A 23596-nucleotide genomic window follows, 5' to 3' on the forward strand; every position below is an offset into this window, starting at 1 on the left:
GGCGGAAGACCGAGTACGTCCAGTACAAGGGCTTCCGCCCGGCACGCCGAGAGCACGCACCAGCCGCCGCGGGGCCGCCCTACGGGCGACGACGGGAGTTTGACGACAGGCCCTAGGACCGGACGGGTCCACCGGGCCGGGCCGCCCTCCGGCGGCCCTCCTTCCGGATTCAACTCAACTTTAGAACGGATCCAATGTAGGATGGTCTCCTGACCACGCAGGAGGCCTCCTCATGTACGAGCCGATCCGCTCCAAGTCGGTCGTCCACCGCGTGGACGGCAAGGCCGACTACCCCCACAGCAGCCGCGCCGAGGCCCTCGACACCCAGCTCGCCGGGCACCTGGCCGCGCTCCTCGCGGTCACCGACGAGCTCGGACTCGACGAGGGCGCCGCGCGCATCGCCGAGCAGGTCGCGCGGCTGCGCGGGGCCCGCCCCGCGCGGGTCGCGCACCCCCGGGCCGCCGGTGACGGCGTCGCCCTGCACCGTCGCGCCCACGACCTCGCCGCCCGCGCCCTGCTCGTCGCCGCCTCCCGCGCCGACACCGCCGCGGCGATCCTCGCCGCCGAGCGGATGGACGCCCACGCCGCCGCCCTCGACTCCGTCGACCTGGCCGGCGCCCACTGACGGCCCCGGTCCGGGGCCGCGGAGGCTCCGGACCGGGTGCCATGCCCCCTCCCCGCTCAGCCGGTCGCGCCCGGCGTGGGCTGCGGGGCGACCCCCGCGACGCCGCACCACGGGGCGGTGTCCGGCGGCCAGACCGGGCCGACTGCCTCCGCCCGCTCCGGAGTGCCCGGGGTGAGGCCCGGGACGCGGACCAGGGCCTGGGCCGCGCGGGCTCCGGGGCCGGGGCGTTCCGCGTCACGGAACTCCACGGTGACCACGTAGGACCCGCTCCCCCGCGCCTCGACGGCGGCCAGGACGCGCCGGCTCGCCGGGTCGATCCGGCAGGCCGTGACCCGCACCTCGGGCGCCGGCGCCGGCGGGGCCGCGGATTCCCCGCCGGCGTCGCCGGCCCACACGTAGAGCCCCAGCGGGGCGAACACCAGCAGGCCGGCCAGTCCCGTCAGGGCGACCGTCCGGCCCTGCCACTTCAACGCGCTCACGGCCATGCCCCGATCCTCCCGGGAGCCCGCCCCGCCCACCAGCACCCGCGGGACCGGACAGCATTTCGAAGTGGGACCGCCTGGACACCTCGCGTTCATTCGACTCCGCGCGGAATGTGGGTTTCCGCGAGCACGCTGCACCCGTGAGACGCATCCTCGGAATCGCTCTGGCGATCCTCCTGATCGGCGGCGTGATCGGCGCCATCGTCATCGGGAGCGAGAAGCCGGAAGGCACGGCAACGAAGACCGTGCGCGGCGTCATCGGATCGGAGAAGTCCGACTTCTTCCGCGACCCCGATGTCGTCGAGGCCCTCAAGGACAAGGGCTACACCGTGAAGCCGGAGACCTCCGGCTCCTGGGCGATGGACCAACTCCCCCTCAAGGAGTACGACTTCGCCTTCCCCAGCAGCAGCGAGCCCGCGCAGGAGATCGAGGCCGCGGCGGGGGTGAAGGGCGCGCAGACCACCAGGCCGTTCTTCTCCCCGCTCGTCGTCGTCGCCCGCGCCAACGCCACGAAGGTGCTGGCCGACAACGGGCTGGTGAGGATGACCGGCACGAACTCCGGCACCCTCCTGATGGGCCCGTACCTGAAGGCGGCCGGCGAGGACCGGACCTGGCAGCAGCTGCCCGGCTCCGCCCCCCACGGCGAGCTGACCGGCACGGTGTTCATCAAGACCACCGACCCGGCGACCTCCAACTCGGGCGCGCTGTTCGTCGCCGCCACCTCCAACGTCGCCAACGGCGACACCGTGGTCTCCGACGACGCCGGGATCGCCCGGACGGCGCCCCTGATGCGCAAGCTGACCTCGGTGCAGGGCGCGCTCGCGCCGAGCACGGACGACCCGTTCCGCGCGTTCATCAGCGGCAGCGGAGAGCCGCTGATCCTGGCCTACGAGTCCCAGGTGGCCTCGCTCCTGATGAAGAAGCAGACTCCGGCGCAGCTCGGGGACATGGTGGTGCTCTACCCGGACACCACGGTCAACTCCCCGCACACCTTCGTGCCCCTCACCGAGGAGGCCAGGGAGCTGGGCCGGCTGCTCGCCGAGGACCCGAAGCTGCGCGAGCTGGCCCTGCGGCACGGATTCCGCCCGCAGGACGGTCTCGCCGAGTTCACCGCCGCCACCGCGCCGTTCGCCGGCCACCTCAACCCGGGGCTGACCGGAATCCGGCAGGTGGGCGCGCCGACCGTCAAGGTCCTGATGGCGCTGGCCGCCCGGGCCAAGGGACAGGGGGACACGCCGTGACGACGACACCTGCCGAGGAGGGCCCGTTCGTGCTCACCGCGCCGGGGCCCGTGGCCCCGATCGGGCCGGACCGGGCCGGCGGCCTGGTCCCGCTCGGGGACGGGGTCCACGACGAGATGGCCCGCCGGGCCGACGAGTTCGTGGGCGGGCTCGCCGGGATCGACGCCCGGTCGCCGGAGTTCGCCACCCGGATCGGGGAGATCGCCGCCCTCGGCGCCGCCGAGATGCGCGGCGCCGACCGGCAGTCGAACCGGATGCTGGAGCGGGCGGTGCGCTCCCTGGGCGCGGACGGGGGCGCGGACGCGCAGGCCCGGGTGGCCGGTTCGCTGGTCGAGCTGCGGCGCACCGTGGAGGACCTCGAACCGCGGGACGCGCCGGCGAAGGGGGCGCGCCGGCTGCTGGCGCGGCTGCCGGGCGGGAACCGGATGCGGGACCACGTGGCGAAGTACGCCTCCTCGCAGACGACGCTGGACCGGATCGTGGGCGCGCTGCGCGGCGGGCAGGACGAGCTGCGGCGCGACAACGCGGCGCTGCACACGGAGCGCGCGGCCCTGTGGGAAACGATGGGCCGGCTCCAGGAGTGCGCGGTGTTGACGCAGGCCCTGGACGCTGCGGTCGCCTCGCGGATCGCCGAGGCGGAGCGCACCGATCCGGGGCGGGCGGACGCGCTGCGGGCGGACCTGCTGTTCCCGGTGCGCCAGAAGCACCAGGACCTTTTGACGCAGTTGGCGGTGTGCGCGCAGGGCTATCTGGCGATGGACGTGGTGCGCCGCAACAACGAGGAGCTGATCAAGGGGGTGGACCGGGCGGCGACGACGACGGTGTCGGCGTTGCGGATCGCGGTCATGTTGGCGTCGGCCCTGGACGACCAGCGCAAGGTGGTCGAGCAGGTGAACGCCCTGCGGGGTACGACGGAGGAGCTGATCCGGGGCAACGCCCGACTGCTGGCCTCGCAGAGCGGGGAGGTCCAGCGGATCGCGGCGGACCCGGCGGTGGGGGCGCAGACGCTGCGGGAGGCGTTCGGGGAGATCTTCCGGACGCTGGACGCGATCGACACGTTCAAGGCGCGGGCCACGGAGAACATGGCGGTGACGGTGGAGTCCCTGACGGACGAGCTGCGGGCCGCCTCGGAGCGGCTGGCCCGGACGCGGACCGCGGACGCGTCGGAAGGCGGGGAGCGATGAACGGGCGTACGGGACGCGTGGTGCGAGCGGTACGGACGGCACGGGGGGCGGCGTCGGTGGCCCTGGCGGTCGCCCTGGCGGTCGCCCTGCTGGGGACGGCGGCCTGCACTTCGGAGGCTCCCGCGACCACGGCGGGCGCCTCGGGCGGCTCGGGCTCCTCGGGCTCTTCCGGCGGCGGTTCCTCGAAGCCGCAGGAGTACAAGGAGGGCCGGCTGCGGGTGCTGGCGTCCAGCGAGCTGGCGGACATGGAGCCGGTGCTGAAGGCGGCGAAGGCGGCGACGGGGGTCTCCGTCGACTTCACCTGGTCGGGGACGCTGGACGCGGCGGACCAGGTGGCCTCCGGGAAGGCGGACGGGCGCTACGACGCGATCTGGCTGTCCTCCAACGACTACCTGAGGCTGCGTCCCGAGGCCGCGGCGAAGCTCGGCACGGAGACGCCGGTGATGTCCTCGCCGGTGGCGGTCGGGGTGAAGCCGGAGGCCTTGGCGCGGTTGGGCTGGAAGCCCGCGGAGGTGACCTGGGCGGCGGTCGAGGAGGCCGTGGCGGCCGGGAGGCTGACGTACGGGATGACGGACCCGGTGCGGTCCAACTCCGGCTTCTCCGCGCTGGTCTCGGTGGCCTCGGGGCTGTCGGGGGCGCAGGCGGCGCTGACGGACGCGGACGTGGACAAGGCGCGGCCCCGACTGAAGGGGTTCTTCGACGGGCAGAGGCTGACGTCGGGTTCCTCGGGCTGGCTGGCGACGGCTTACCGGAAGAGGGACGACGTCGACGCGCTCGTGAACTACGAGTCGGTGCTGCTGTCGATGAACGACCGGGCCAAGTCCCCGCTGACGGTGATCCGCCCCAAGGACGGGGTGGTCACCGCGCACTATCCGCTGACGCTGTTGGCGTCGGCGCCGGCCGGGGCGCGCGATTCGGGCCGGCTGCTGACGGACTGGCTGCGCGGCGACGCGGCCCAGAAGTCGATCACGGACGGGACGAAGCGGCGGCCGGTGGCGGCCGGGGTGGCCCCGGCGGCCGGTCTCGACGGGGAGAAGCGGCGCGAGCTGCCGTTCCCGGGCTCGCGGTCGGTGGCGGACGGGCTGCTGGCCTCGTACGAGAACGAGCTGCGGCGCCCCTCGCGGACGGTGTACGTGCTGGACACCTCGGGTTCCATGGCGGACGAGGACCGGATCGGGCGGTTGCGCGCGGCGCTGACGGACCTGACGGGGACGGGGAGTTCGGGTCCGGGCGAGCGGTTCCGGGACCGGGAGGAGGTGACGTTGCTGCCGTTCGGGGACCGGGTGAAGAAGGTGCTCACGCACGTCGTCGAGCCGGGGAACCCGGGGCCGGCGCTGGACGCGATCCGCGGGGACGTGAAGGGGCTGCGTCCGGAGGGCGGCACGGCCGTGTACGGGAGCCTGAAGGCGGCGTACGAGCACCTGGGGCGGGGCGAGAGCGACGCGTTCACCTCGATCGTGCTGATGACCGACGGGCAGAGCGGCGACAAGGCGAAGGACTTCGACGCCTTCTACGCGGCGCTGCCCGAGGCGCGCCGGCACACGCCGGTGTTCGCGGTGCTGTTCGGGGACTCGGACCGCGAGGAGCTGACGCACATCACCGAGCTGACGGGTGGGCGGCTGTTCGACGCGACCGAGGGCAACGGTTCCCTCGACGGGGCCTTCGAGGAGATCCGTGGTTACCAGTAGGAGGACGCCGGTCGGGCGGGTGCTCGCGTACCTGGAGTCGACCAAGAACCTGGCGGGCGGCGCGTGCGGGCTCGTCGGGCTGGGCCTGACGTGGGCGGGCGTGGCGGGCGCCTACTGGCCGGTGGTGGTCGCGGGGCTGTACGGGGCGGGGGCGCTGATCGCCCCGCCGGCGCGGATCGTCACGCCGTGCTTCCCGGACCCGGCGCGGCGGTTGGGGGGCGTGCGCGAGGACCTGGACCGGTTGCGGGAGTACGTCGGGGAGGTGGAGCTGCCGCCGGCCGCCGAGGGCAAGCTGGGCGAGCTGCTGGACGTGTACGCGGCGCTGCTGGAGCCGGGGTGGCCGGCGGAGGTGCTGGCCGGGGAGCCGGAGGCGGTGCACGCGCTGTCGCGGGCGATCCGGCTGGACGTGCCGGAGGCGGTGGACGCGTACAACCGGGCGCGGTGGTGGACGCGGCTGAACCCGGGGGGCGAGTCCCCCGAACGGCACCTGGAGCGGCAGCTGTCGGTGCTGTCCGAGGAGGCGGAACGCGTGACGGCGGACCTCCGTGAAACGGAGGCCCGCCGTCAGCAGACGCACACGACCTATTTGGAAGGTCGCAGAGAGTCCTAGGTCGGGGACTCCCGCGTCAGCCCTGCGGTCGGGGACAGCCGGCCGCGGTCTTCGGGGGTGCGCCGGGCTCAGCCCAGGCGCTCGACCAGTGCGTGGTACTGGTCCCACAGCTCCTTGGGAGTGTGGTCGCCGTAGGTGTTCAGGTGCTCGGGGACCAGGGCGGCCTCCTCGCGCCAGACCTCCTTGTCGACGGTGAGGAGGAAGTCGAGGTCCTCGGCGGGCAGCTCCAGGCCGTCCAGGTCGAGGGAGTCGCGGGTCGGCAGGAAGCCGATGGGGGTCTCGACGCCTTCGGCGGTGCCGTCGAGGCGGCCGACGATCCACTTCAGGACGCGGCTGTTCTCGCCGAAGCCGGGCCACACGAACTTGCCCGCGTCGTTCTTGCGGAACCAGTTCACGTAGTAGATCTTCGGGAGCTTCGCGGCGTCGGCGCCGGCGCCGACCTTGACCCAGTGGGCCATGTAGTCGCCCATGTTGTAGCCGCAGAACGGCAGCATGGCGAAGGGGTCGCGGCGCAGCTCGCCGACCTTGCCCTCGGCGGCGGCGGTCTTCTCGGAGGCGATGTTCGAGCCGATGAAGACGCCGTGGTTCCAGTCGAAGGACTCGGTGACCAGCGGGACGGCGGAGGCGCGCCGGCCGCCGAAGAGGATCGCGGAGATCGGGACGCCCTTGGGGTCCTCCCACTCGGGGGCGATCGTGGGGCACTGGGAGGCGGGGACGGCGAAGCGGGCGTTGGGGTGGGCCGCCGGGGTCTCGGACTCCGGGGTCCAGGGGTTGCCCTTCCAGTCGATGAGCTCGGCCGGGGCCTCCTCCGTCATGCCCTCCCACCAGACGTCGGAGCCGTCCGGGGTGAGCGCGACGTTGGTGAAGACGGTGTTGGCGTACATGGTCTTCATGGCGTTGGCGTTGGTGTGCTCGCCGGTGCCGGGGGCGACGCCGAAGAAGCCGGCCTCGGGGTTGATCGCGTAGAGGCGACCGTCCTCGCCGAAGCGCATCCAGGCGATGTCGTCGCCGATGGTCTCGACGGTCCAGCCGGGGATCGTGGGCTCCAGCATGGCCAGGTTGGTCTTGCCGCAGGCGGACGGGAACGCGGCCGCGACGTACTTCGTCTCGCCCTCGCCGGCCGGCGGGGTGAGCTTCAGGATGAGCATGTGCTCGGCGAGCCAGCCCTCGTCACGCGCCATGACGGAGGCGATGCGCAGCGCGTAGCACTTCTTGCCCAGGAGGGCGTTGCCGCCGTAGCCGGATCCGTAGGACCAGATCTCGCGGCTCTCGGGGAAGTGGGAGATGTACTTGGTGGTGTTGCAGGGCCACGGGACGTCGGCCTGGCCTTCGGCGAGCGGGGCGCCGAGGGTGTGGACGGCCTTGACGAAGAAGCCGTCGGTGCCGAGCTCGTCGAGGACGGCCTTGCCCATGCGGGTCATGGTGCGCATGGCGACCGCGACGTAGGCGGAGTCGGTGATCTCGACGCCGATCGCGGAGAGCTCGGAGCCGAGGGGGCCCATGCAGAAGGGCACGACGTACATCGTGCGGCCCTTCATGGAGCCGCGGAAGATACCTTCCTGCCCGGCGAAGATCTCCCTCATCTCGGAGGGGGCCTTCCAGTGGTTCGTCGGGCCCGCGTCCTCTTCCTTCTCGGAGCAGATGAAGGTCCGGTCCTCGACGCGCGCGACGTCGGACGGGTCGGAGGCGGCGTAGTAGGAGTTCGGGCGCTTGGCCTCGTCCAGCTTCTTGAACGTGCCCTTGGCGACGAGCTCCGCGCACAGGCGCTCGTACTCGGACTCGGAACCGTCGCACCAGACGACGCGGTCCGGCTGGGTCAGGGCCGCGATCTCGTCCACCCAGGAGATCAGCTCCTGGTGGGTCGTCGGGATGGAAGTGGGAGCCGCGTTGTCGCGCGCCACGATTGCTCCTTGTTGAGGGGTTTGTTTGGTGTATGCCCCGTGGGGGCTGCGACCCGGACGCTTCGCGCTCCGCTCATCCGGTGCCGACCGCACTCATCTGATCATCCGGTGCGTATGCGCATATGTCCAGGGGGCCTCTCACGTGAGCATCGCCACGTCCGTCAATCTTCCGTAAAGAGCACTAACGGAAACCTACGGACCCGTAGGTAGCATGTCGCCATGAGTTCAGACGCCGCCGCCGTCGTCGCGGCCACGCCGGCAGCCCCACAGGCGGAGTCCGAGGTCAAACCGCTCATGCGCGGATGGCTGCACACCGGGATGTTCCCGGCGGTGGTCGTCGCGGGTCTGGCGCTGATGGCCTTCACCGACTCGACGAAGGCCCGTGTGGCCTGCGGGGTCTACATCCTCACGGCCTGCCTGCTGTTCGGAATCAGCGCCGTCTACCACCGCGGCACGTGGGGACCGCGCGGCGAGGCCATCCTGCGGCGCCTCGACCACGCCAACATCTTCCTGATCATCGCGGGCACCTACACCCCGCTGACCGTCCTGCTGCTGCCCGCCTCCACCGGGCGGACCCTGCTGTGGGCGGTGTGGATCGCCGCCGCGGCCGGCATCGCCTTCCGGGTGTTCTGGGTCGGCGCGCCCCGCTGGCTGTACACCCCCTGCTACATCGCCATGGGCTGGGCCGCGGTGTTCTTCCTGCCCGACTTCCTGCGCGCCGGCGGGATCGCCGTTCTCGTGCTGGTGGTCGTCGGCGGACTGCTCTACAGCGTCGGCGGGGTGATCTACGGCATCAAGCGCCCCAACCCCTCCCCCCGCTTCTTCGGCTTCCACGAGGTCTTCCACTCGCTGACGCTGGCGGCCTTCGTCGCCCACTACGTCGGCATCTCCCTGGCCGCCTACCGCCACTGAGGCGGACCGGCGACGGCGCGCGGGTGCCCGGCCGGGGTCGGCCGGGCACCCGCGGCGTCGGTACGTCAGTACCTCGGCACGTCAGTACCTCAGCACGTGTAGCCGTCCTTGTCGGCGTCCAGGCGCAGCGGATCGCTGCCGTTGACCTTCATCCGCTTCGGGAACCTGTGCGCGGCCAGCCACTCGCAGCGGGCCTGGGTGGTCTTCTTCACCTCCGCGGGGAAGTTCGTCGGGACGCACACCGTCGCCGTCCCGTAGTGCCGGTCGCAACCGGCGACGGTGGGCGCGACGGGCGCCGAGTCCCGGCGGGCCGGGTTCGGCTTGGGCGCGGCCAGGTCGCTCGCGAAGGTGTGCTCGTGGGCCGAGGGCCGCTCCTCGGTCGCCTTGAGGGCGGGGGCTCCGCCCAGGTGGACCCAGGTGGCGAGGGAGGGGACGCCCGCCGCGTCGACGCCGAAGAGCATGTACCAGCCGGGCGGCGCCAGGTTGGGGTTGGTGGTGACGTTGAGGTCGATGGTGGTGTTGTTGACGACCGTCATCGGCAGGTCCACGAACCGCTGGTTGGGGTCCGAGGAGTGGGTGACGGCGGCCGGGCGGATCAGCTCGGCCTTGGCGATGGGCCGGTTCACGGTGATCCGCTGGGTGTCCCCGTAGATCCAGTCGGTGTCGATCACCGAGGTGAGCTGCGGGCGCGGACCCTTGAAGAGGTAGGGCGGGGTGTAGATCGACACGGCGTGGTTGTACGTGCCGTTGCCCGGGTTGTCGCCGACGGACATGACGCGGCCGTCGGGCAGCAGGAACGAAGCCGAGTGGTACGTGCGCGGGATCGGGTCGGTGGCCAGACCCGGCTGGTAGGTGTTGCTCGTCGGGTCGAAGAAGGAGGCCTCGAAGACCGGGTCGGCCCGGTCGTGCAGCCCGCCGCCGGTCTCCAGCACCTTGCCGTCGGGCAGCAGCACCGCGGAGACGTACATCTTGCCCTCGGCTCCGGTCTGCGGGCGCTTGCCCGTGCCGGTGTCGACGAGGCCCTGCGGCAGGTCGGGGCCGGCCGTGTAGGCGGGGCTCGGCTGCTTCAGGTCGATGATGTCGGTGAGCCGGTTGGCCGCCGGGTTGGTCTCGTTGTTGCCGCCGCCGATCGTCAGGACCCGCTGGTCCTGGGCCGGGGGCAGCAGGACGCTCGCCGACTCGTCGCGCTGGTCCTTGTTGCGCAGCCCGGGCACGTCGGTGATGGTGTTGGCGTCGTAGTCGTAGACCGAGGCGCCGGTGCCGGGCGTGCCGTTGCCGAAGGTGTGGCTGCCGGAGTAGAAGAGGCGGCCGTCCTGCATGAGGATCATCGACGGGTACAGACCCCAGTAGGACCAGGTCTGGTTGACCTCGTTCATCGGCAGCCACTTGTTCTGCGCCGCCGAGAACCTCTCCGCGGTGACGTTGCCCGTGGAGTCCTCCTTCAGCCCGCCGAAGGAGATCACGTCGCCGTTGCCGAGGATGGTGGCGGACGGGTACCAGTGGCCGCCGTTCATGTCGTTGGTCTTCGTGTACGTCTCGGTGGTCGGGTCGAAGACGTAGCTGTCCTTCAGGCCCTGGTAGCCGATCTTGCCGTCGGCCGACGGGTAGCCCTTGTTGCCGCTCATCACGAGCACCCGGCCGTCGGACAGCTGCACGTGACCGGAGCAGAACATGTCCACGGGCGTGGGGATCGTCCTGAAGGTGCCGTTCGCCGGGTCGTAGACGGCGGAGGTGAAGGTGCCCGCGTTGAACTGCGCGATGTCGTTGCCGGATCCCGCGATGAGCAGCACCTTGCCGTTCCTCAGGACCACGGCGTGCATGGAGCGCACCGGGTTCTGCGCGGGGATCACCTCCCACTTGCCCTTGGCGCACTGTTCGGCGGTGCCGGTGCAGGCGGGTTGCGGCGGCGGGGCGCCGACCTCCTCCAGGGCGTAGTCGTCGGTGGTGAGGGTCCCGACGCCGTAGACGGACAGCCCCCAGGCGATCTTGTCGGTGTTCGGCGGGACGGCGGGCGTACGGACCTCCGTACGCGCCCACGCGGCGCTGACCGGCGGGTTCTGGAGGTCGGTCCAGTACTGCCAGCCGGCGGTGGTGTCGTGGCGGAAGACGGTGACGGACACGTCCGGGGTGTTCGACTTGTACCAGGCGGACAGGTCGTACTGCTTGCCCGGCGTGACGGTCGGGGCGCAGGTGGTGTTCTCGGTGACCAGGGCCTTGCGGTCGCCGTCGACGCGGCGGGTCAGGGAGACGCGCATGGCCTTGGAGCCGCTGTGGGCGTCGGAGACGGTGGCGAAGGTGAAGTCGTTGTCTCCCCAGCCGGATTTCGACCAGCAGTGGGGCATGTCCGAGCCGGGGGCTCCGGCGGTCTCGAAACCGGGGTTGGTCAGCAGGTTGGGCGGTCCGGCCGAGGCCGGCTGCGGCGCGCTGAGCAGCAGGGCGGCGGTCATCGCCCCGACGGCGGTCAGGGCGGCCCGGCGCCCGGCCCTCCGTCGGATCTTCCTTCGCATACGGGCTGTCCTTTCGGTGCGGCTCAACTCCTGGTGGTGGTTGCCGCACGTGGCCCGCGCGGCAGGTAGACGAGGGCTTCGGTGGCGACGAAGCGCAGGACGAAGGTGGTGACGAGCGCGAGGGCGGTGGCCGGCAGGACGTCCATGTCGAGGCGGCCCACGAACAGCGCGATGAGCGGGATCCGCAGGAGCAGGTCGGCGTTGGCCAGGAGCGCGAAACGGCCGAGGCGGTCGAGGCGCCGGCGGTGGTGGCGCCGGTCGCGGAAGACCAGCGTCTCGATGAGCCAGAAGTTCCACAGGACCCCGGCCTGGTTCGCGATGACCTCGGCCACCAGGTACTGGACGCCGACGTGGGTCAGCAGCCAGAGCGCGGCCAGGTTGGGGACGAACCCGGAGAGCCCGACGAGGCCGAAGCCGATCATCCGGGCGAGCGGGTTCGCACAGCGCAGGGCGGCCAGGTGGGCGAGGAAGCGCAGCCCCTCGCGGGGCGTGGACTTCGAGGCGCCGGCGTGACGGTCCTCGAAGACGTACGGGACCTCGGCGATGGTGCGCGGCCGGCAGCGGACGGCCAGCTCCAGCAGGATCTTGTAGCCGAGGGGGGCGAGGGCCGCCCCGGTGACGGCGCCGCGGCGGATGGCGAAGAAGCCGCTCATGGGGTCGCCGACCCCGCGCAGGGCGCGCGGGAAGAGCCCCTTGGCCAGCAGGGTCGCGGCCCGGGAGACCGCGACGCGGTATCCGCCGGCGAGCCCCGCCCGGCTGCCGCCTGGCAGGTGGCGGGAGGCGACGACCAGGTCGGCGCCGGTGCGGATGCCCTCGCCGACGAGTTCGGGGACCAGGTGGGGCGGGTGTTGGAGGTCGGCGTCCATGACGACGATCCACTCGTACCCGGCCCGCGCCATCCCCTCGACGACGGCCCCGCCGAGCCCGCCGACGGCCCGCTCCCGGTGCAGGACGGCCACCGGGAAGGGGCAGTCGGCTCCGGCCTTCTCGATCGCCGCGGGGGTGTCGTCGGTGGAGTCGTCGACGAACAGCACCTCACAGGGCGGGTCGGCGGGCAGGGCGGCGGCGAGCCGGCGCAGCAACTCCCCCACGTTGTCCGCCTCGTTGAAGGTCGGGATGATCAGGGTGATGCCGGCGGGGGCGGAGACCGGCGGGGCGTCGACCTCCGGGCCCCGCGGGTCGTCCAGGGAACGCGGGGGCCACAGGTCCTCGCTCATCGTGGTTCAGCTCCACTCTCGCGGTCGGTGCGGCGGATCTCGATGCGGTCCTCGCCCGCGCCGAAGACGGCCACCACCGTCGAATGTTCGAGTGCAGCCTTCACGTTGGGCAGGTTCGCCGCGTCACGACGCACGGTGGGCGAGGAGACGACGTAGTCGATGTCCCGCCAACCGCGCGGCAACGTCTTCGTGACGGCCGGGTCGAGGTCCGCCTTGTAGAACCAGATGGCGCCCAGGCCGGGTGCGAAGCCGCGGTGAACGGCGTCCAACCAGAGCGCGTCGTCGACGAGGACGCGGGTGTTCGCCGGGTCGGCGACCTCCGAGCCGAGCCAGGACGCGGCCTGCCGGTAGGGGCCGTTGGCGTCGACGGTCAGCGCGGTGCGGTTGCCCTCGTACCAGCGCGGCAGGACGTACGCGGCGGCGCAGACGGCGAGTACGCCGACCAGCGCGCGGCGGCCGTACACGAGCCCCCGGCGCTCCCCCGGCGCCCGCCGGCGGCGCAGGACGGCGTGGGTGACGCCGGCGGCGGCCGCCGCCAGGACCAGGGCCAGGAAGGGCAGGGCCTGGATCACGTACATGGCGGGGAGGTAGCCGGAGGGCCGCATGGCGACGACGGCGAGGATCACGGCGGCCAGGGCGGGGCCGGCGAGCGCCCTCGCCGTCACCGACCAGCGGAAGGTGACCAGCAGCAGGACGGCGCCGGCGAGGCCGCCGAGCGGCAGGACGGTGTCGTAGTACAGCCAGGACCGGAAGACGCCGTGGGAGCCGGAGCCGGGATCGAGGATGAAACCGGAGCCGGGGCGGCCCATCTGGTAGGTGATGCCGTCGATGAGGGACACGTGCCCGGCGCCGGGCAGCAGCTCTCCGTTGAGGAGGGCGAACAGGGGGTACGAGAGGCCGATCAGGGCGCAGGCGGTGATGGCTCCGGTGACGGCGAACTTGCGGGTGTCGCGGTGGCTGTGGCGCCACATGGTCACCAGCAGCGCCGGCAGCACCACCAGCATCGTCTCCTTGGTCAGGACGGCGGTGGCGGCCGCCAGGCCCGAACCGAAGTGGTGCCACAGGTGGCGGCTGGGGGACGCGGCGAGGCAGAACGCCAGCAGCATCCACATCACGGCGAGGTTGTCGAGGAAGATCTCCCGCTGGAGGACCACGGACAGCGGGGACAGCCCGAACAGACCCATCGCGAGGCCGGCGGCCCACCGCGGCAGCCACAGGCGGCGGGCGAGGACGTAGATGAGCACGGCGCTGACGGCGGAGACGGCGAGCATCGCGAACCGCATCGGGGCGACGGTCATCGACTCGGGCACGAACAGCGACGGCAGGTACGTCAGGGCGGCGACCTGGATCCAGCCGAGCGGCGGGTGGTCGTACCAGTACGTGTAGTGCGCGAGGCCCTCGCCCTGCTGGACGGCCCAGGCCTGGGCCAGGTAGGTGCCCTCGTCGTCGCTCAGGGTGGGGAAGTTGGTGATGTTCCAGCCCTGCACGAGGACGATCACCAGCAGCAGGACCCCACAGAGCAGCAGGTCGGGGCGCGAGGAGCGGAAGCGGACGAAGGGGCGGGCCGGCGCGGGCGGGCGCACGCCTAGTCCGCCGCGGACGCCGGAACCGGCGGCGGTGGCGGTGGCGACGTCGGCGGCGGGGTCCGTGACGGTGTCGGTCGCGGCCCGGGGGGCGGGCCCGGTCTCGGTGCCGGGCAGGGGCCGGACGGGAAGGAGCTGCGTACCGGCGCCCGAGTCGTTCGTCGCGCCCGGTTGGGGATCAGTGGCCGTGGGCAGGGTGGCGGTCACTGGTGGCTGTCCTCTCGGATCGCGGTGGTGGCCGTCGCCCCGGTGAGGTGGGCTCCGGTGTGGCTGGTCAACTCCCACTCGCCCTGGCCGCGCTGCTCGCGCCAGACCGCGCGGATCGCGGCGCCGGCCAGCATGACCTGGTAGAACGGGCCGCCGACGACGAGCTTGAGGTAGTGCGTGAAGCGCACGCGCAGTCCGTACTGACGGCCGAAGTCGTGCAGGCCGACGATCTCGAAGACGAACGTCACCATCGCCGTGATCAGGGGGAGGAAGGTGATGATCGCGATGCCGACGGGGACGTCGAGGAAGACGGCGACGGCGAAGTTCAGCGGGATGATCACCCCGGACGCGGCCTGCATGAAGGGGGTCATCAGCGTGTAGCGGGCCAGCCAGCGCTGGCCGCGACCCGGCAGCTGCTGCCAGTCCTTCTTCCGGTAGACCTGGAGGAAGCCCTGGTTCCAGCGGGTGCGCTGCTTGAGCAGGCTCATCAGCGAGCCCGGCGTCTCCTCGCGGGTGACCATGTCCGAGTCGTAGGCGACGACGACCTTCTTGCCGACGGAGGACAGCCGCACGCCGAGGTCGCAGTCCTCCGCGAGGCAGTTCTGGTCCCAGCCGCCGGCCTCGCGCAGCACGTCCGTGCGGACGAAGACGGTGTTGCCGCCGAGCGGGATGAACCCCTTCTCTGCGTGCAGGTGCAGGCGGGAGCGGAACCAGAAGAAGTACTCCAGGCAGTTGCGCAGGCTGTACCAGCTGGAGTGGAAGTTGATGAGCTGGACCCCGCCCTGGACCACGTCCGCCTCGGTCGCGCGGAAGGCGTGGTCGACGTGGGCCAGCAGTTCCGGGTGGACCTGGTCCTCGGCGTCGAAGACGCCCACGATGTCGCCCCGGCAGTGCGGCAGGGCGGTGTTGAGGGCCTTGGGCTTGTTCTTGGTCTCGTGGTGGTCGACGACCACCCGGACCCGGTCGGGCGCCCCGGCGGCGGCGCCCTCGGCGACGGCCGCCGTCTCGGGGTCGTCGTGGCCGACGATGACGATGATCTCGTAGTCGGTGTGCGTCGATTCGAGCAACCGGTCGATGGTGTGGCGCAGGACGGCCTGCTCGTGGCGGGCGGGGAGCAACAACGAGAACGCCAGCCTGCCGCCGCCATCGGGGCGGTCGAAGCGCGTCGAGGCGAGCGTCTCGGGCGTGCGCCACGCGTGCATCTGCCACCACAGGGTGAAGGCGGCCATCCAGAAGAGCGCAAGCGAAATGGCGGATATCAGTACAGAGGTGAACAATCTGTCCCCCACAGACGTGCCGCAACCCCAGGCGGCGATCGACGAACCCCCCGGAGGCGTGACGCGGGCCCCCCGGCCCGCCGCCTCCGCTCCCCCCTTGCGCGCACCCCCCAGTGCGCCGTCTCGGTGGACCCGAACGACCTGAGACTAGGCAGGGAACGTGAAGCTCAGGCGCTCCCTGGATAAAAACCACGTTTCCGAGTTGATGTACGACAACCGGAATTGACGGTACTCCTCACGAATCAGGGACGAACCGCCCCCAACTGCTGCGCCAGCTCGACCGGTTCTGTCGTAGGCCGCGCGCAGACGAAATGTCGACACACATACGCCGTCGGAAGGTCGCGAACGAGTGTGCGCTCGTCAAGAAGGGGGAACTCCCCGCCCGCGCCGTCCGCCGTACGCGGCATCCCGACCGCCACCACCGCCCCGGGAGCGGTCCCCAGCAACGCCGTCCGGTGCAGCGCGGCACGCGCCGGATCGTCCGGATGCCCCACGACGGCCACCTCGCGCGGCCCGTCCACCAGCGCCTCCGCGACCGCCAGCCCGTGCCCGATGAACCGCGGCACGCGCGGCCCGAGGGAGTGCACCACGCCCAGGGCCCGCTCCGCCGCGGTGCGGTGCGCCTCGGAGCCGGTGTGCGCGGCGTACGACAGGAGCGCGCCCGCCGCGGCCGTCCAGCCGGAGGGCGCGGCCGTGTCGGTGGGGTCCTGGGGGCGCCGGATGAGCCGCTCGGCGTCGTGCGCGGTGTCGTAGAGGGAGCCGTCCTCGGCGGTGAAGCGGGCCATGATCAGGTCGACGAGGAACCCGGCGAACTCCAGCCACACCCCCTCGCCGGTCACGGCGGCCAGCGTCAGGAAGCCCTCGGCCACGTCGCCGTAGTCCTCCAGCACCCCGGCGTTCGCCCCTACCTGGCCGTCCTTGCTGGTCCGCGCCAGCCGGGCCCGCCCGTCCATGTGCACCCGCACCAGCAGGTCGGCGGCCTCGATGGCCCGCTCGACCAGGTCCGGCCGCTCGAAGTAGGCCCCGCACTCGGCGAGCGCGGCGATGGCGAGCCCGTTCCAGGCGGCGACGACCTTGTCGTCCCGGCCGGGCGCGGGGCGTTCGGCACGCGCGGCGAGGAGGCGCGCCTTGATGTCGGCGAGCCGGTCGGCGTCCACGACGGGCCCGTCCTGCGGGAGTTGGAGGACGGACTTGCCGTGCTCGAAGGTGCCCTCGTCGGTGACCGCGAAGCAGGCCCGGGCCACGGCGGCGTCCTCCTCGCCGAGCACGTCGACCAACTGGCCCGGCGTCCAGGCGTAGTAGGCGCCCTCCACGTGTCGGCCGCTGCCCGGCTCCTCGCTGTCGGCGTCGAGCGCGGAGGCGAACCCACCCTGCTCGGTGCGCAGTTCCCGCACCATGAAGTCGGCCGTCTCCAACGCCACGCGCCGCGCGAGTCCGGAGCCGGTGGAACGCCACAGGTGCGCGTAGACGCGGCACAGGAGGGCGTTGTCGTACAACATCTTCTCGAAGTGCGGCACCACCCACTCGCGGTCGACCGCGTACCGGGCGAAGCCACCGCCGAGCTGGTCGTAGATCCCGCCCCGGGCCATCGCCTCGCAGGTGTCGCCGGCCATCTGGAGGGCGCCCTCCGAGCCGGTGCGGGCGTGGTGGCGCAGGAGGAACTCCAGCACCATGGACGGCGGGAACTTGGGGGCGCCGCCGAAGCCGCCGCGCGCGGCGTCGTACTCGCGGGTGAGGCCGAGCAGGGCCCCGGCCAGCTCCTCGGGGCCGGGGGTGCCGGCCTTGCCGTAGTCGAGCTGCCGCCCGGCGAGGTCCCGTACGATCCGCTGCGCGACCTCGGCGACCTCCTCCGGCCGGCCGACCCAGGCGGTGCGCACCCCTTCGAGGACCTGCATGAAGGAGGGCATGCCCTGGCGGGGCTCCGGCGGGAAGTAGGTGCCGAAGTAGAAGGGCTCGGCGTCGGCCGTCATGAACACGGACATGGGCCAGCCGCCCTGCCCGGTGGCCGCCTGCACGGCCTCCATGTAGACGGCGTCGACGTCGGGGCGTTCCTCGCGGTCGACCTTGATGTTGACGAAGTGTTCGTTCATGTAGGCGGCGGTCAGCTCGTCCTCGAAGGACTCGTGCGCGAGGACGTGGCACCAGTGGCAGCTGCTGTACCCGACGCTCAGGAAGACGGGCACGCCGCGCCGGCGCGCCTCCTCGAAGGCGGCGGGCTCCCACTGCCACCAGTCGACGGGGTTGTCCGCGTGCTGGAGCAGGTACGGGGACGTGGCGTGCGCGAGTCGGTTGGGCATGCCCCCATCCTCGCGCACCGGGGCCGGGGGGACTCGAACGCCGGCGGTCGTGGCGGGCGGTGGTGGGACGGGTGCGCAGGGTCCGCGCGGCCACGGAACGTGGTGCGCGGGGACGGCACGGGTGACCGTCGGGGCGTCAACTACCTCTGAACCAGCTCAGATTCCCTCGCGCTGGGGTCCGTCCCGCAGGACACTTGGCGCACGGTGCGCGGTGCACGGAACTCTCCGAGGAGGACGCCGATGCGGGACAGTCATCGTGTCGAGGCCGAGCGACTTCTGGTCCGGGCCGTCGAGGAGGAGGCCCGCAGGGCGTCCGGCGGCGGGGCCGTGGACCGGGGGGCGTTGCTGGCGCGCGGCCGTGAGGCCCTGGACGGGATGGCCGCCGCGGCGGCCGAGGAGTACGCGGCGTACGTGTCGGCCCTGGACGAGGCCGCCGCCGGGGAGCAGTCGCTCGGGGAGGCGTTCCGGCGGGGCGACAACGGGGCGGCCCTGTGGGCGACGGCGGTCGCGGCGGCGGCCGCGGTCGGCGCGGACCTGGCCTTCGGCGTCGACGCGGGCACGGCGATCAGCGCGGGGGTGGTCGTGGGCGTCGCGGGGGCGGTCGCGACGGTGGTGAAGGTGACGGCCTCCCACGTCCCGGCGGCGAACCGGCGGGCGGGGGTGGCGGGCCGTCCCGGCGGGGCGGAGCAGTTGCGCCTGCAGTGGCTGACGGCGCTGGAGGTGCGCGGGGTCCGGCCGTTCCTGGAGCAGCAGCGGCTGGTGGCGACGGCGGTACGGGGACCCGTGCGCGGCCGCGCGGGAGTGAACGGCGGGGTCGCCGGCGGGGCGGGCGGATCGGGCGGCGGCTCCGGTGCGGCCGGGGGCGGCGGAACCGTCCTCGGCAAGCAGTCCCCGGGCCCGCTCGCCCCGCTGCGCGGCAACGACCGCAGCGCGGAGGCCCGCCGGCGCAGCATGCTGGAGCAGTCGTTCGGGCAGCTCCCGGACGCGGGGCCGCTGTTCGCGGGGCGGCAGGCGGAGCTGGCGCGGATCGCCCAGTGGGTGCACGGCGCGCGTGCCAGTACGCAGACGCGGCCGGTGGTCGTGGTGCTGCACGGCGAGCCCGGGGTGGGGCGCACGGCCCTGGCGCTGCGGGCGGCGCACGCGCTGCGGGACCAGTTCCGGGGCGCGTGTCTGGTGGACCTGCGGGGCGGCACGGCTCCCGGGGAGTCCCCGCTGTCCACCCGGGAGGCGTTGTTGCACCTGCTCAACCGGTTGGGGGCGCCGCGGGAGCAGTTGTTGTTCCGGGAGGGGGCCTCGGCGGAGCAGCAGGTGAGGCGGCTCGGAGAGCTGTACCACCAGCACCTGGCGGGGTTGCCGGTGACGGTGGTGCTGGACGACGCGGTGGACGTGGAGCAGGTGCGGGCGCTGGTGCCGGAGCGTTCGGAGAGCCTGGTGCTGGTGACGGCGCGGGAGCCGCTGGAGCTGCCGGAGGACCTGGGGGCCTGGGTGTACCGGCTGCCGGTGGGGCGGTTGTCGGAGCGGGACGCGGCCGAGGTGTTGGGGGCCGGGGCGCGGGCCGCGGGCGAGGACGCCGCGGGTGCGGGCGGCGGGGCCGGTGCGGGGGCGCGGGCCGGGTTGTCGGCGTTGGGGGCGGGGTTGCCGTTGGCGCTGCGGGTGCTGGCGCCGTTGGGGGCCGCGCGGGCCTCGGACGGGGACGGGCGGGCTTCGCTGGAGCACGCCTTGGACCTGGCGTACGCGCGGTTGCCGGAGGAGCGGCGCCGGTTGCTGCGCCGGCTGACGCTGGCGGGGCGGGCCTCGTTGGGCGCGTCGGCGGCCGCCGCGCTGACGGGCGCGGACCGGGTGGAGGCCGGGCGGCTGCTGCGCGAGTTGGCGCAGGCGGGGCTGCTGGACCTCGTACGCGGGGAGCGGTACCGGATGCACGACGCGGTGCGGGCGTACGCGGCGGCGCGGCTGGCGGCGGACGAGGACCGGGCGGAGTCGGCGGCGGCCCACGAGCGGCTGATCCGTGACTACGCGCAGCTCGCGGACTCGGTGATCCGGATGGTCGACGGGAAGATGTCGACGCGGGCGAACCACTTCGGGGGGCACGGGTTCGCCTCGCTCGACGCGGCGCTGCGGTGGTTGGACGACGAGTCGAGCTTCATCACGGCGGCGCTGCGGCATTCGGAGGGGGTGGACCAGCAGGCGGTGCTGGACCTGTTGGGGGCGTTGTGCGACTTCTGCCTGCTGCGCGGGGACCTGTACCGGCTGGGTGAGATCAACGAGCTGGCGCGGGCGGTGGACCAGGGGCGGCTGAACCGGTCGGTGCAGTGGCGTACGGGTATCGCCGCCCGTCAGTTGGGCGATCTCGACAAGGCCCGCACCACGCTGGCGTCGGTGGTCGACCAGTACCGGGAGGCCGAGCAGGACGCGGGGGCGGGCATGGCGCTGATCTCGCTGGGGATCACGCTGCACCACCAGGGGAACCTGCCGGAGGCGGCGGCGCGGATCCGCGAGGCGCTGGTGTTGCAGGAGCCGCCGGAGCTGGCGGGCGACCGGGCGTGGGGATTGCACGCGTTGGCGGCGGTGGAGCGGGACCGGGCGCACCTGGCGGAGGCGATGGCGCTGCTGGAGGAGTCGTTGGCGCTGCACCGGGAGAGCGAGAGCGTGCACGGTGAGGCGTGGGCGCACTTCCAGCTGGGGCAGGTGTACCTGCGGACGGGCGAGGTGGCGCGGGCGGAGGCGGAGCTGGGGCGGGCGCTGGAGCTGTACGGGCGGACCCGTGACGACCGCGGCGAGGCGTGGGCGTTGACCCAGTCGGGCCGGGCGCGGGTGGTGGACGGTGATCCGGCGGGGGCCCTGGAGCGGCTGCGGGAGGCGCTCGGGCGGCACCGGTTGGCGGAGGACGCGCGCGGTGAGGCGTGGACGCTGTACCACCTGGGGCATGCGCTGGAGGAGAACGGCGAGCCGGACAAGGCGGTACGGGAGCTGGAGCGGGCCCGGACGATGTTCTCGCGGATGCGGGACGTGTACGGGCTGGCGCACGCCCGCCACCATTCGGGTCGGGTCACGCGCGACCTCAACGCGGCGCGGACGGGGAACCTGCGCAATTCCGGCTTCGCCCGGCAGTTGCTGACGGACGCGCGGGCGGACTTCCGGCGGATCGGGTTGGCCCACGGGGAGGCCTGGACCTGTCTGGAGCTGGCGGTCGTGGAGGCAGGCAACGGGCGGTCGGCGCAGGCGGCGGGCCTGTGCGAGGAGGCGGTCCGGCTGTTCGGTTCGTACCGGGACCGGCGCGGGGAGGACTGGGCGCGGTTCCTGCGGTGCACGCTGCTGCCGTACGTCGACGCCCCGGCCGTGAGCGTGCCGGTGGGCGTGGAGGGGGCGCGTGCGGAGCTGGCGGCGCTGGCGGCGGCCGGGCATCCGCTGCGCGACGGCCGGCTGGAGGACTGCCTGGAGACGTACGGGGTGGTCCTGGCCCGGGGTGTGGATCCGGCGGAGGGCTGGCAGGCGTGGCGGCTGGGGCTGGTCCCGAACCTGCGCTCGCAGGAGCTGATGGGGGTCCCGGTCCCACCGCCCGCACCCTGACCGGACGCCGGGCCGGCGGTGCCGGGCGCCCGGGACGCCGCCGGCCGGGGCCGGCGGTCACGGCCGGAACGGAGCCGGTCAGCCCCGACGCGCGTGCCGGCCCGGGCGGGCGGGGTCGACGGCCGGGGCGACGCCGGTCAGGGCCTGACGCGAACGGCCCTGCCGGGCCCGGACGGGTCCGCAGGACCGGCCGGGTACACCGGACCCGGGCGGGGCCGTTGCGGTCGGCCGGGGCCGGTGGGCGCCGCCGGGGTACGCCGAGCGGGCCCGCGTGCGGCGGCCGGGGCCGGGCACGGCGGGCGTACGGCTGCTCGCGGCCGGGCGCCCGGGGCGGGCGCCGGCCGGCGGCCGTGACGGGCGGGCCCGGGGCGGCGTACGGCCTCGGGGGCCGCGCGCCGGGGCCCGCCGGCCTACGACTTCGGGGTGCTCTTGCCCGCCGCACCGGCGGCCGGTTCGGGGGCTTCCTGGAAGTCCACCCGGCCCATGTGCCGGTTCATCGACTTCATCAGGCCCCAGACGCCGAGGGCGAGGGCCGCGAACACGAGGAACCCCAGGATTCCGGGGGTCACCTTGTTCTTGTCGAAGGTGTCGGCGGCCAGCGGAAGGAACTGGGTGATTGCTGCCTGCGTAGCGCTCATGGCTAAGCATTCTCCCGGATGCCCGCGAAGAGGTCGGACTCGGGGAGGGAAGTGTCGACGAGCGACTTCGCGAGCTCGTACTCCTCCGTCGGCCAGACCTCCTTCTGGATCTCCATCGGGACGCGGAACCAGCCGCCGTCGGGGTCGATCTGCGTGGCGTGCGCGATGAGGGCCTTGTCACGGATCTCGAAGAAGTCGGCGCACGGCACGTGGGTGGTCAGGGTCCGCTCCTTGCGCTCGAACTCCTTCCACCGCTCCAGCCACTCGCCGTAGGGGGACTCCAGGCCGCGGGCGAGGAGCGCCTCGTGCAGGGCGATGGTGCGCGGCTTGTTGAAGCCCTGGTTGTAGTAGAGCTTCTGCGGCCGGTACGCCGGGCCGAACTCGGCCTCCGGGAACTTGTCGGTGTCGGCCGCGCCGTCGAAGGCCACCATCGTGATCTTGTGGGTCATGATGTGGTCGGGGTGCGGGTAGCCGCCGTTCTCGTCGTAGGTGGTGACGACCTGCGGCTTGAAGGCGCGGATCTTCTTCACCAGCTCGCCGGCGGCCTCGTCCACGTCCGCGAGGGCGAAGCAGCCCTCGGGCAGCGGGGGCAGCGGGTCACCCTCGGGCAGGCCGGAGTCGACGTAGCCGAGCCATTCCTGCTCGATGCCGAGGATCTCGCGGGCCTCGTCCATCTCCTTGGCGCGGACCTCGTGGATGTTCTCCTCGATGTACTTGTCGCCCTGGAGCTTGGGGTTCAGGACGGAGCCGCGCTCACCGCCGGTGCAGGTGACGACGAGCACGGGCACCCCCTCGGACACGTACTTGGCCATGGTGGCCGCGCCCTTGCTCGACTCATCGTCGGGGTGGGCGTGGACGGCCATCAGTCGAAGCTGCTCGGTCAAGACAGGATCCTCTGCGAATCGGGCGCGACGGTCGGCTTCTATAGTGACGCCTCCCCGGGGCAAACGACGAAGGGGATTCCCCGCCCGCTGTCCCCGCCCTCCAGCGCCCTTCGTGCGCCCCTCGTGCCCCTCCCGAGCGGGACGCGGGAGGCCCGGAGGCCGGCCCGATTCCTCCCCGCCCGGGGCGCCGTGACATGCTCCGGTTACCTGGATACCGGACCGGTGGGGAAAGCCCCCGGCCCCGCAGAGAGGAACGATCATGAGCGCGGTACGCGAAGGGCTCCCCGAGGGCCGCTACGGCCGCTCCGCGGACGAGCGTGCGGACCGCAAGCTGAAGGTCGTCGGCTCGGTGCTGGGCGTCGGGCTGCTGGCCGTGGTCGGGTGGATCGGCTGGGACTACGTGGGCGGTCAGACCGTCAGCGCCGAGGTCATCAAGTTCCAGATCGTCTCCGACCGCGAGGTCCAGGTGCACCTGGAGGTCCGCAAGGAGGCCTCGGTGAAGGGCGTGTGCACGCTCAGCTCCCAGGACGAGGGGCACGGCGAGGTGGGTCGGGCGGACTTCGTCATCGACGAGCGGGCGAAGCGGGTGGACGAGCTGGTCACCCTGAAGACCACCGGCCGCGCGACCATGATCGAGCTGGTCGGCTGTCAGGCGGCGGGCACCGCGCGCTGACCTCCGGGTCCTCCGCCCCGCGACGGACGACGCGGCCGGCACCGGGACGGGAGGCGGAACGGGGACGGCGAACGGGGACGCGGCGCGGAACCGGGCACGGAAC

Annotated in this window: 17 protein-coding genes; 8 read left to right on the top strand and 9 right to left on the bottom strand. The window is 72.9% G+C overall.

Features of this window, described 5'->3' with window-relative positions:
• The first annotated feature begins 232 nt into the window (after positions 1–232).
• Positions 233–625, top strand: coding sequence for a hypothetical protein (locus AB0D01_RS34595; protein ID WP_363062409.1), 393 nt, complete (start codon positions 233–235; stop codon positions 623–625).
• Positions 626–681: 56 nt separating this feature from the next.
• Here the strand turns inward: AB0D01_RS34595 and AB0D01_RS34600 are convergent, their stop codons facing one another.
• Positions 682–1104, bottom strand: a complete 423-nt coding sequence (locus tag AB0D01_RS34600; protein ID WP_363062411.1) for a hypothetical protein — start codon at positions 1102–1104, stop codon at positions 682–684.
• Positions 1105–1247: 143 nt separating this feature from the next.
• Between AB0D01_RS34600 and AB0D01_RS34605 the strand changes: the two genes are divergently transcribed.
• From AB0D01_RS34605 to AB0D01_RS34620, 4 genes are read left to right on the top strand one after another with little or no spacing between them, the layout of a single operon-like run.
• A complete protein-coding gene (locus AB0D01_RS34605; RefSeq protein WP_363062413.1) occupies positions 1248–2348 on the top strand; it encodes a hypothetical protein in 1101 nt (366 codons plus the stop codon).
• On the top strand, positions 2345–3532 hold the full coding sequence (locus AB0D01_RS34610) for a toxic anion resistance protein (RefSeq protein ID WP_363062415.1): 1188 nt from the start codon (positions 2345–2347) through the stop codon (positions 3530–3532). Before AB0D01_RS34605 ends, AB0D01_RS34610 begins: the two co-directional genes overlap by 4 nt.
• A complete protein-coding gene (locus tag AB0D01_RS34615; protein WP_363062417.1) occupies positions 3529–5220 on the top strand; it encodes a VWA domain-containing protein in 1692 nt (563 codons plus the stop codon). The genes AB0D01_RS34610 and AB0D01_RS34615 overlap by 4 nt, the downstream gene beginning before the upstream one ends.
• Complete coding sequence (locus tag AB0D01_RS34620; protein WP_363062419.1) at positions 5207–5830, top strand: hypothetical protein; 624 nt, start codon at positions 5207–5209, stop codon at positions 5828–5830. Before AB0D01_RS34615 ends, AB0D01_RS34620 begins: the two co-directional genes overlap by 14 nt.
• A gap of 68 nt (positions 5831–5898) precedes the next feature.
• Here AB0D01_RS34620 and AB0D01_RS34625 read toward each other — a convergent pair whose 3' ends face one another.
• Positions 5899–7731 (bottom strand): phosphoenolpyruvate carboxykinase (GTP), encoded by a 1833-nt coding sequence (locus AB0D01_RS34625; protein ID WP_363062421.1) that lies wholly within the window; start codon positions 7729–7731, stop codon positions 5899–5901.
• A gap of 219 nt (positions 7732–7950) precedes the next feature.
• Here AB0D01_RS34625 and AB0D01_RS34630 point away from each other — a divergent pair, with 219 nt between their 5' ends.
• Entirely contained in the window at positions 7951–8643 is a 693-nt protein-coding gene (locus AB0D01_RS34630; protein ID WP_363062423.1) for a hemolysin III family protein, read from the top strand.
• Between the two features lie 89 nt (positions 8644–8732).
• Here the strand turns inward: AB0D01_RS34630 and AB0D01_RS34635 are convergent, their stop codons facing one another.
• The 5 genes from AB0D01_RS34635 to AB0D01_RS34655 all read right to left on the bottom strand — a co-directional run bounded on the left by AB0D01_RS34635 (position 8733) and on the right by AB0D01_RS34655 (position 17731).
• On the bottom strand, positions 8733–11150 hold the full coding sequence (locus AB0D01_RS34635; protein ID WP_363062425.1) for a galactose oxidase-like domain-containing protein: 2418 nt from the start codon (positions 11148–11150) through the stop codon (positions 8733–8735).
• A 23-nt stretch (positions 11151–11173) separates the two neighbouring features.
• Positions 11174–12367: a glycosyltransferase family 2 protein gene (locus tag AB0D01_RS34640; protein ID WP_363062427.1), complete on the bottom strand. Its 1194-nt coding sequence runs from the start codon at positions 12365–12367 to the stop codon at positions 11174–11176.
• A complete protein-coding gene (locus AB0D01_RS34645) occupies positions 12364–13950 on the bottom strand; it encodes a phospholipid carrier-dependent glycosyltransferase (RefSeq protein ID WP_363062491.1) in 1587 nt (528 codons plus the stop codon). Before AB0D01_RS34645 ends, AB0D01_RS34640 begins: the two co-directional genes overlap by 4 nt.
• A 203-nt stretch (positions 13951–14153) precedes the next feature.
• Positions 14154–15434, bottom strand: coding sequence for a glycosyltransferase (locus tag AB0D01_RS34650; RefSeq protein WP_363062429.1), 1281 nt, complete (start codon positions 15432–15434; stop codon positions 14154–14156).
• A 242-nt stretch (positions 15435–15676) separates the two neighbouring features.
• The gene (locus tag AB0D01_RS34655; RefSeq protein ID WP_363062431.1) at positions 15677–17731 is read right to left on the bottom strand and encodes a thioredoxin domain-containing protein; all 2055 of its coding nucleotides are present in this window, start codon (positions 17729–17731) and stop codon (positions 15677–15679) included.
• Positions 17732–17971: 240 nt separating this feature from the next.
• Between AB0D01_RS34655 and AB0D01_RS34660 the strand changes: the two genes are divergently transcribed.
• Positions 17972–21298 carry a tetratricopeptide repeat protein gene (locus AB0D01_RS34660; protein WP_363062433.1) on the top strand — a complete coding sequence of 1109 codons (3327 nt, stop codon included), beginning with the start codon at positions 17972–17974 and terminating at the stop codon, positions 21296–21298.
• Between the two features lie 410 nt (positions 21299–21708).
• Here the strand turns inward: AB0D01_RS34660 and AB0D01_RS34665 are convergent, their stop codons facing one another.
• Together AB0D01_RS34665 and mca are read right to left on the bottom strand one after the other, a co-directional pair.
• On the bottom strand, positions 21709–21936 hold the full coding sequence (locus tag AB0D01_RS34665; protein ID WP_363062435.1) for a hypothetical protein: 228 nt from the start codon (positions 21934–21936) through the stop codon (positions 21709–21711).
• A 2-nt stretch (positions 21937–21938) separates the two neighbouring features.
• A complete protein-coding gene (gene mca / locus AB0D01_RS34670) occupies positions 21939–22820 on the bottom strand; it encodes a mycothiol conjugate amidase Mca (RefSeq protein WP_363062437.1) in 882 nt (293 codons plus the stop codon).
• Positions 22821–23079: 259 nt separating this feature from the next.
• Here mca and AB0D01_RS34675 point away from each other — a divergent pair, with 259 nt between their 5' ends.
• Positions 23080–23493, top strand: coding sequence for a DUF4307 domain-containing protein (locus AB0D01_RS34675; RefSeq protein WP_363062439.1), 414 nt, complete (start codon positions 23080–23082; stop codon positions 23491–23493).
• Positions 23494–23596 lie beyond the last annotated feature (103 nt).

The sequence above is a fragment of the Streptomyces sp. NPDC048606 genome (genome assembly GCF_040650855.1).
In the GTDB taxonomy this organism is placed as follows: Bacteria; Actinomycetota; Actinomycetes; order Streptomycetales; family Streptomycetaceae; genus Streptomyces.

Coding starts and splice junctions, on each gene's coding strand:
- AB0D01_RS34635 (WP_363062425.1), bottom strand. CDS start 11,150: ATGCGAAGGAAGATCCGACGGAGGGCCGGGCGCCGGGCCGCCCTGACC.
- AB0D01_RS34675 (WP_363062439.1), top strand. CDS start 23,080: ATGAGCGCGGTACGCGAAGGGCTCCCCGAGGGCCGCTACGGCCGCTCC.
- AB0D01_RS34665 (WP_363062435.1), bottom strand. CDS start 21,936: ATGAGCGCTACGCAGGCAGCAATCACCCAGTTCCTTCCGCTGGCCGCC.
- AB0D01_RS34630 (WP_363062423.1), top strand. CDS start 7,951: ATGAGTTCAGACGCCGCCGCCGTCGTCGCGGCCACGCCGGCAGCCCCA.
- AB0D01_RS34655 (WP_363062431.1), bottom strand. CDS start 17,731: ATGCCCAACCGACTCGCGCACGCCACGTCCCCGTACCTGCTCCAGCAC.
- AB0D01_RS34640 (WP_363062427.1), bottom strand. CDS start 12,367: ATGAGCGAGGACCTGTGGCCCCCGCGTTCCCTGGACGACCCGCGGGGC.
- AB0D01_RS34615 (WP_363062417.1), top strand. CDS start 3,529: ATGAACGGGCGTACGGGACGCGTGGTGCGAGCGGTACGGACGGCACGG.
- AB0D01_RS34660 (WP_363062433.1), top strand. CDS start 17,972: ATGCGGGACAGTCATCGTGTCGAGGCCGAGCGACTTCTGGTCCGGGCC.
- AB0D01_RS34595 (WP_363062409.1), top strand. CDS start 233: ATGTACGAGCCGATCCGCTCCAAGTCGGTCGTCCACCGCGTGGACGGC.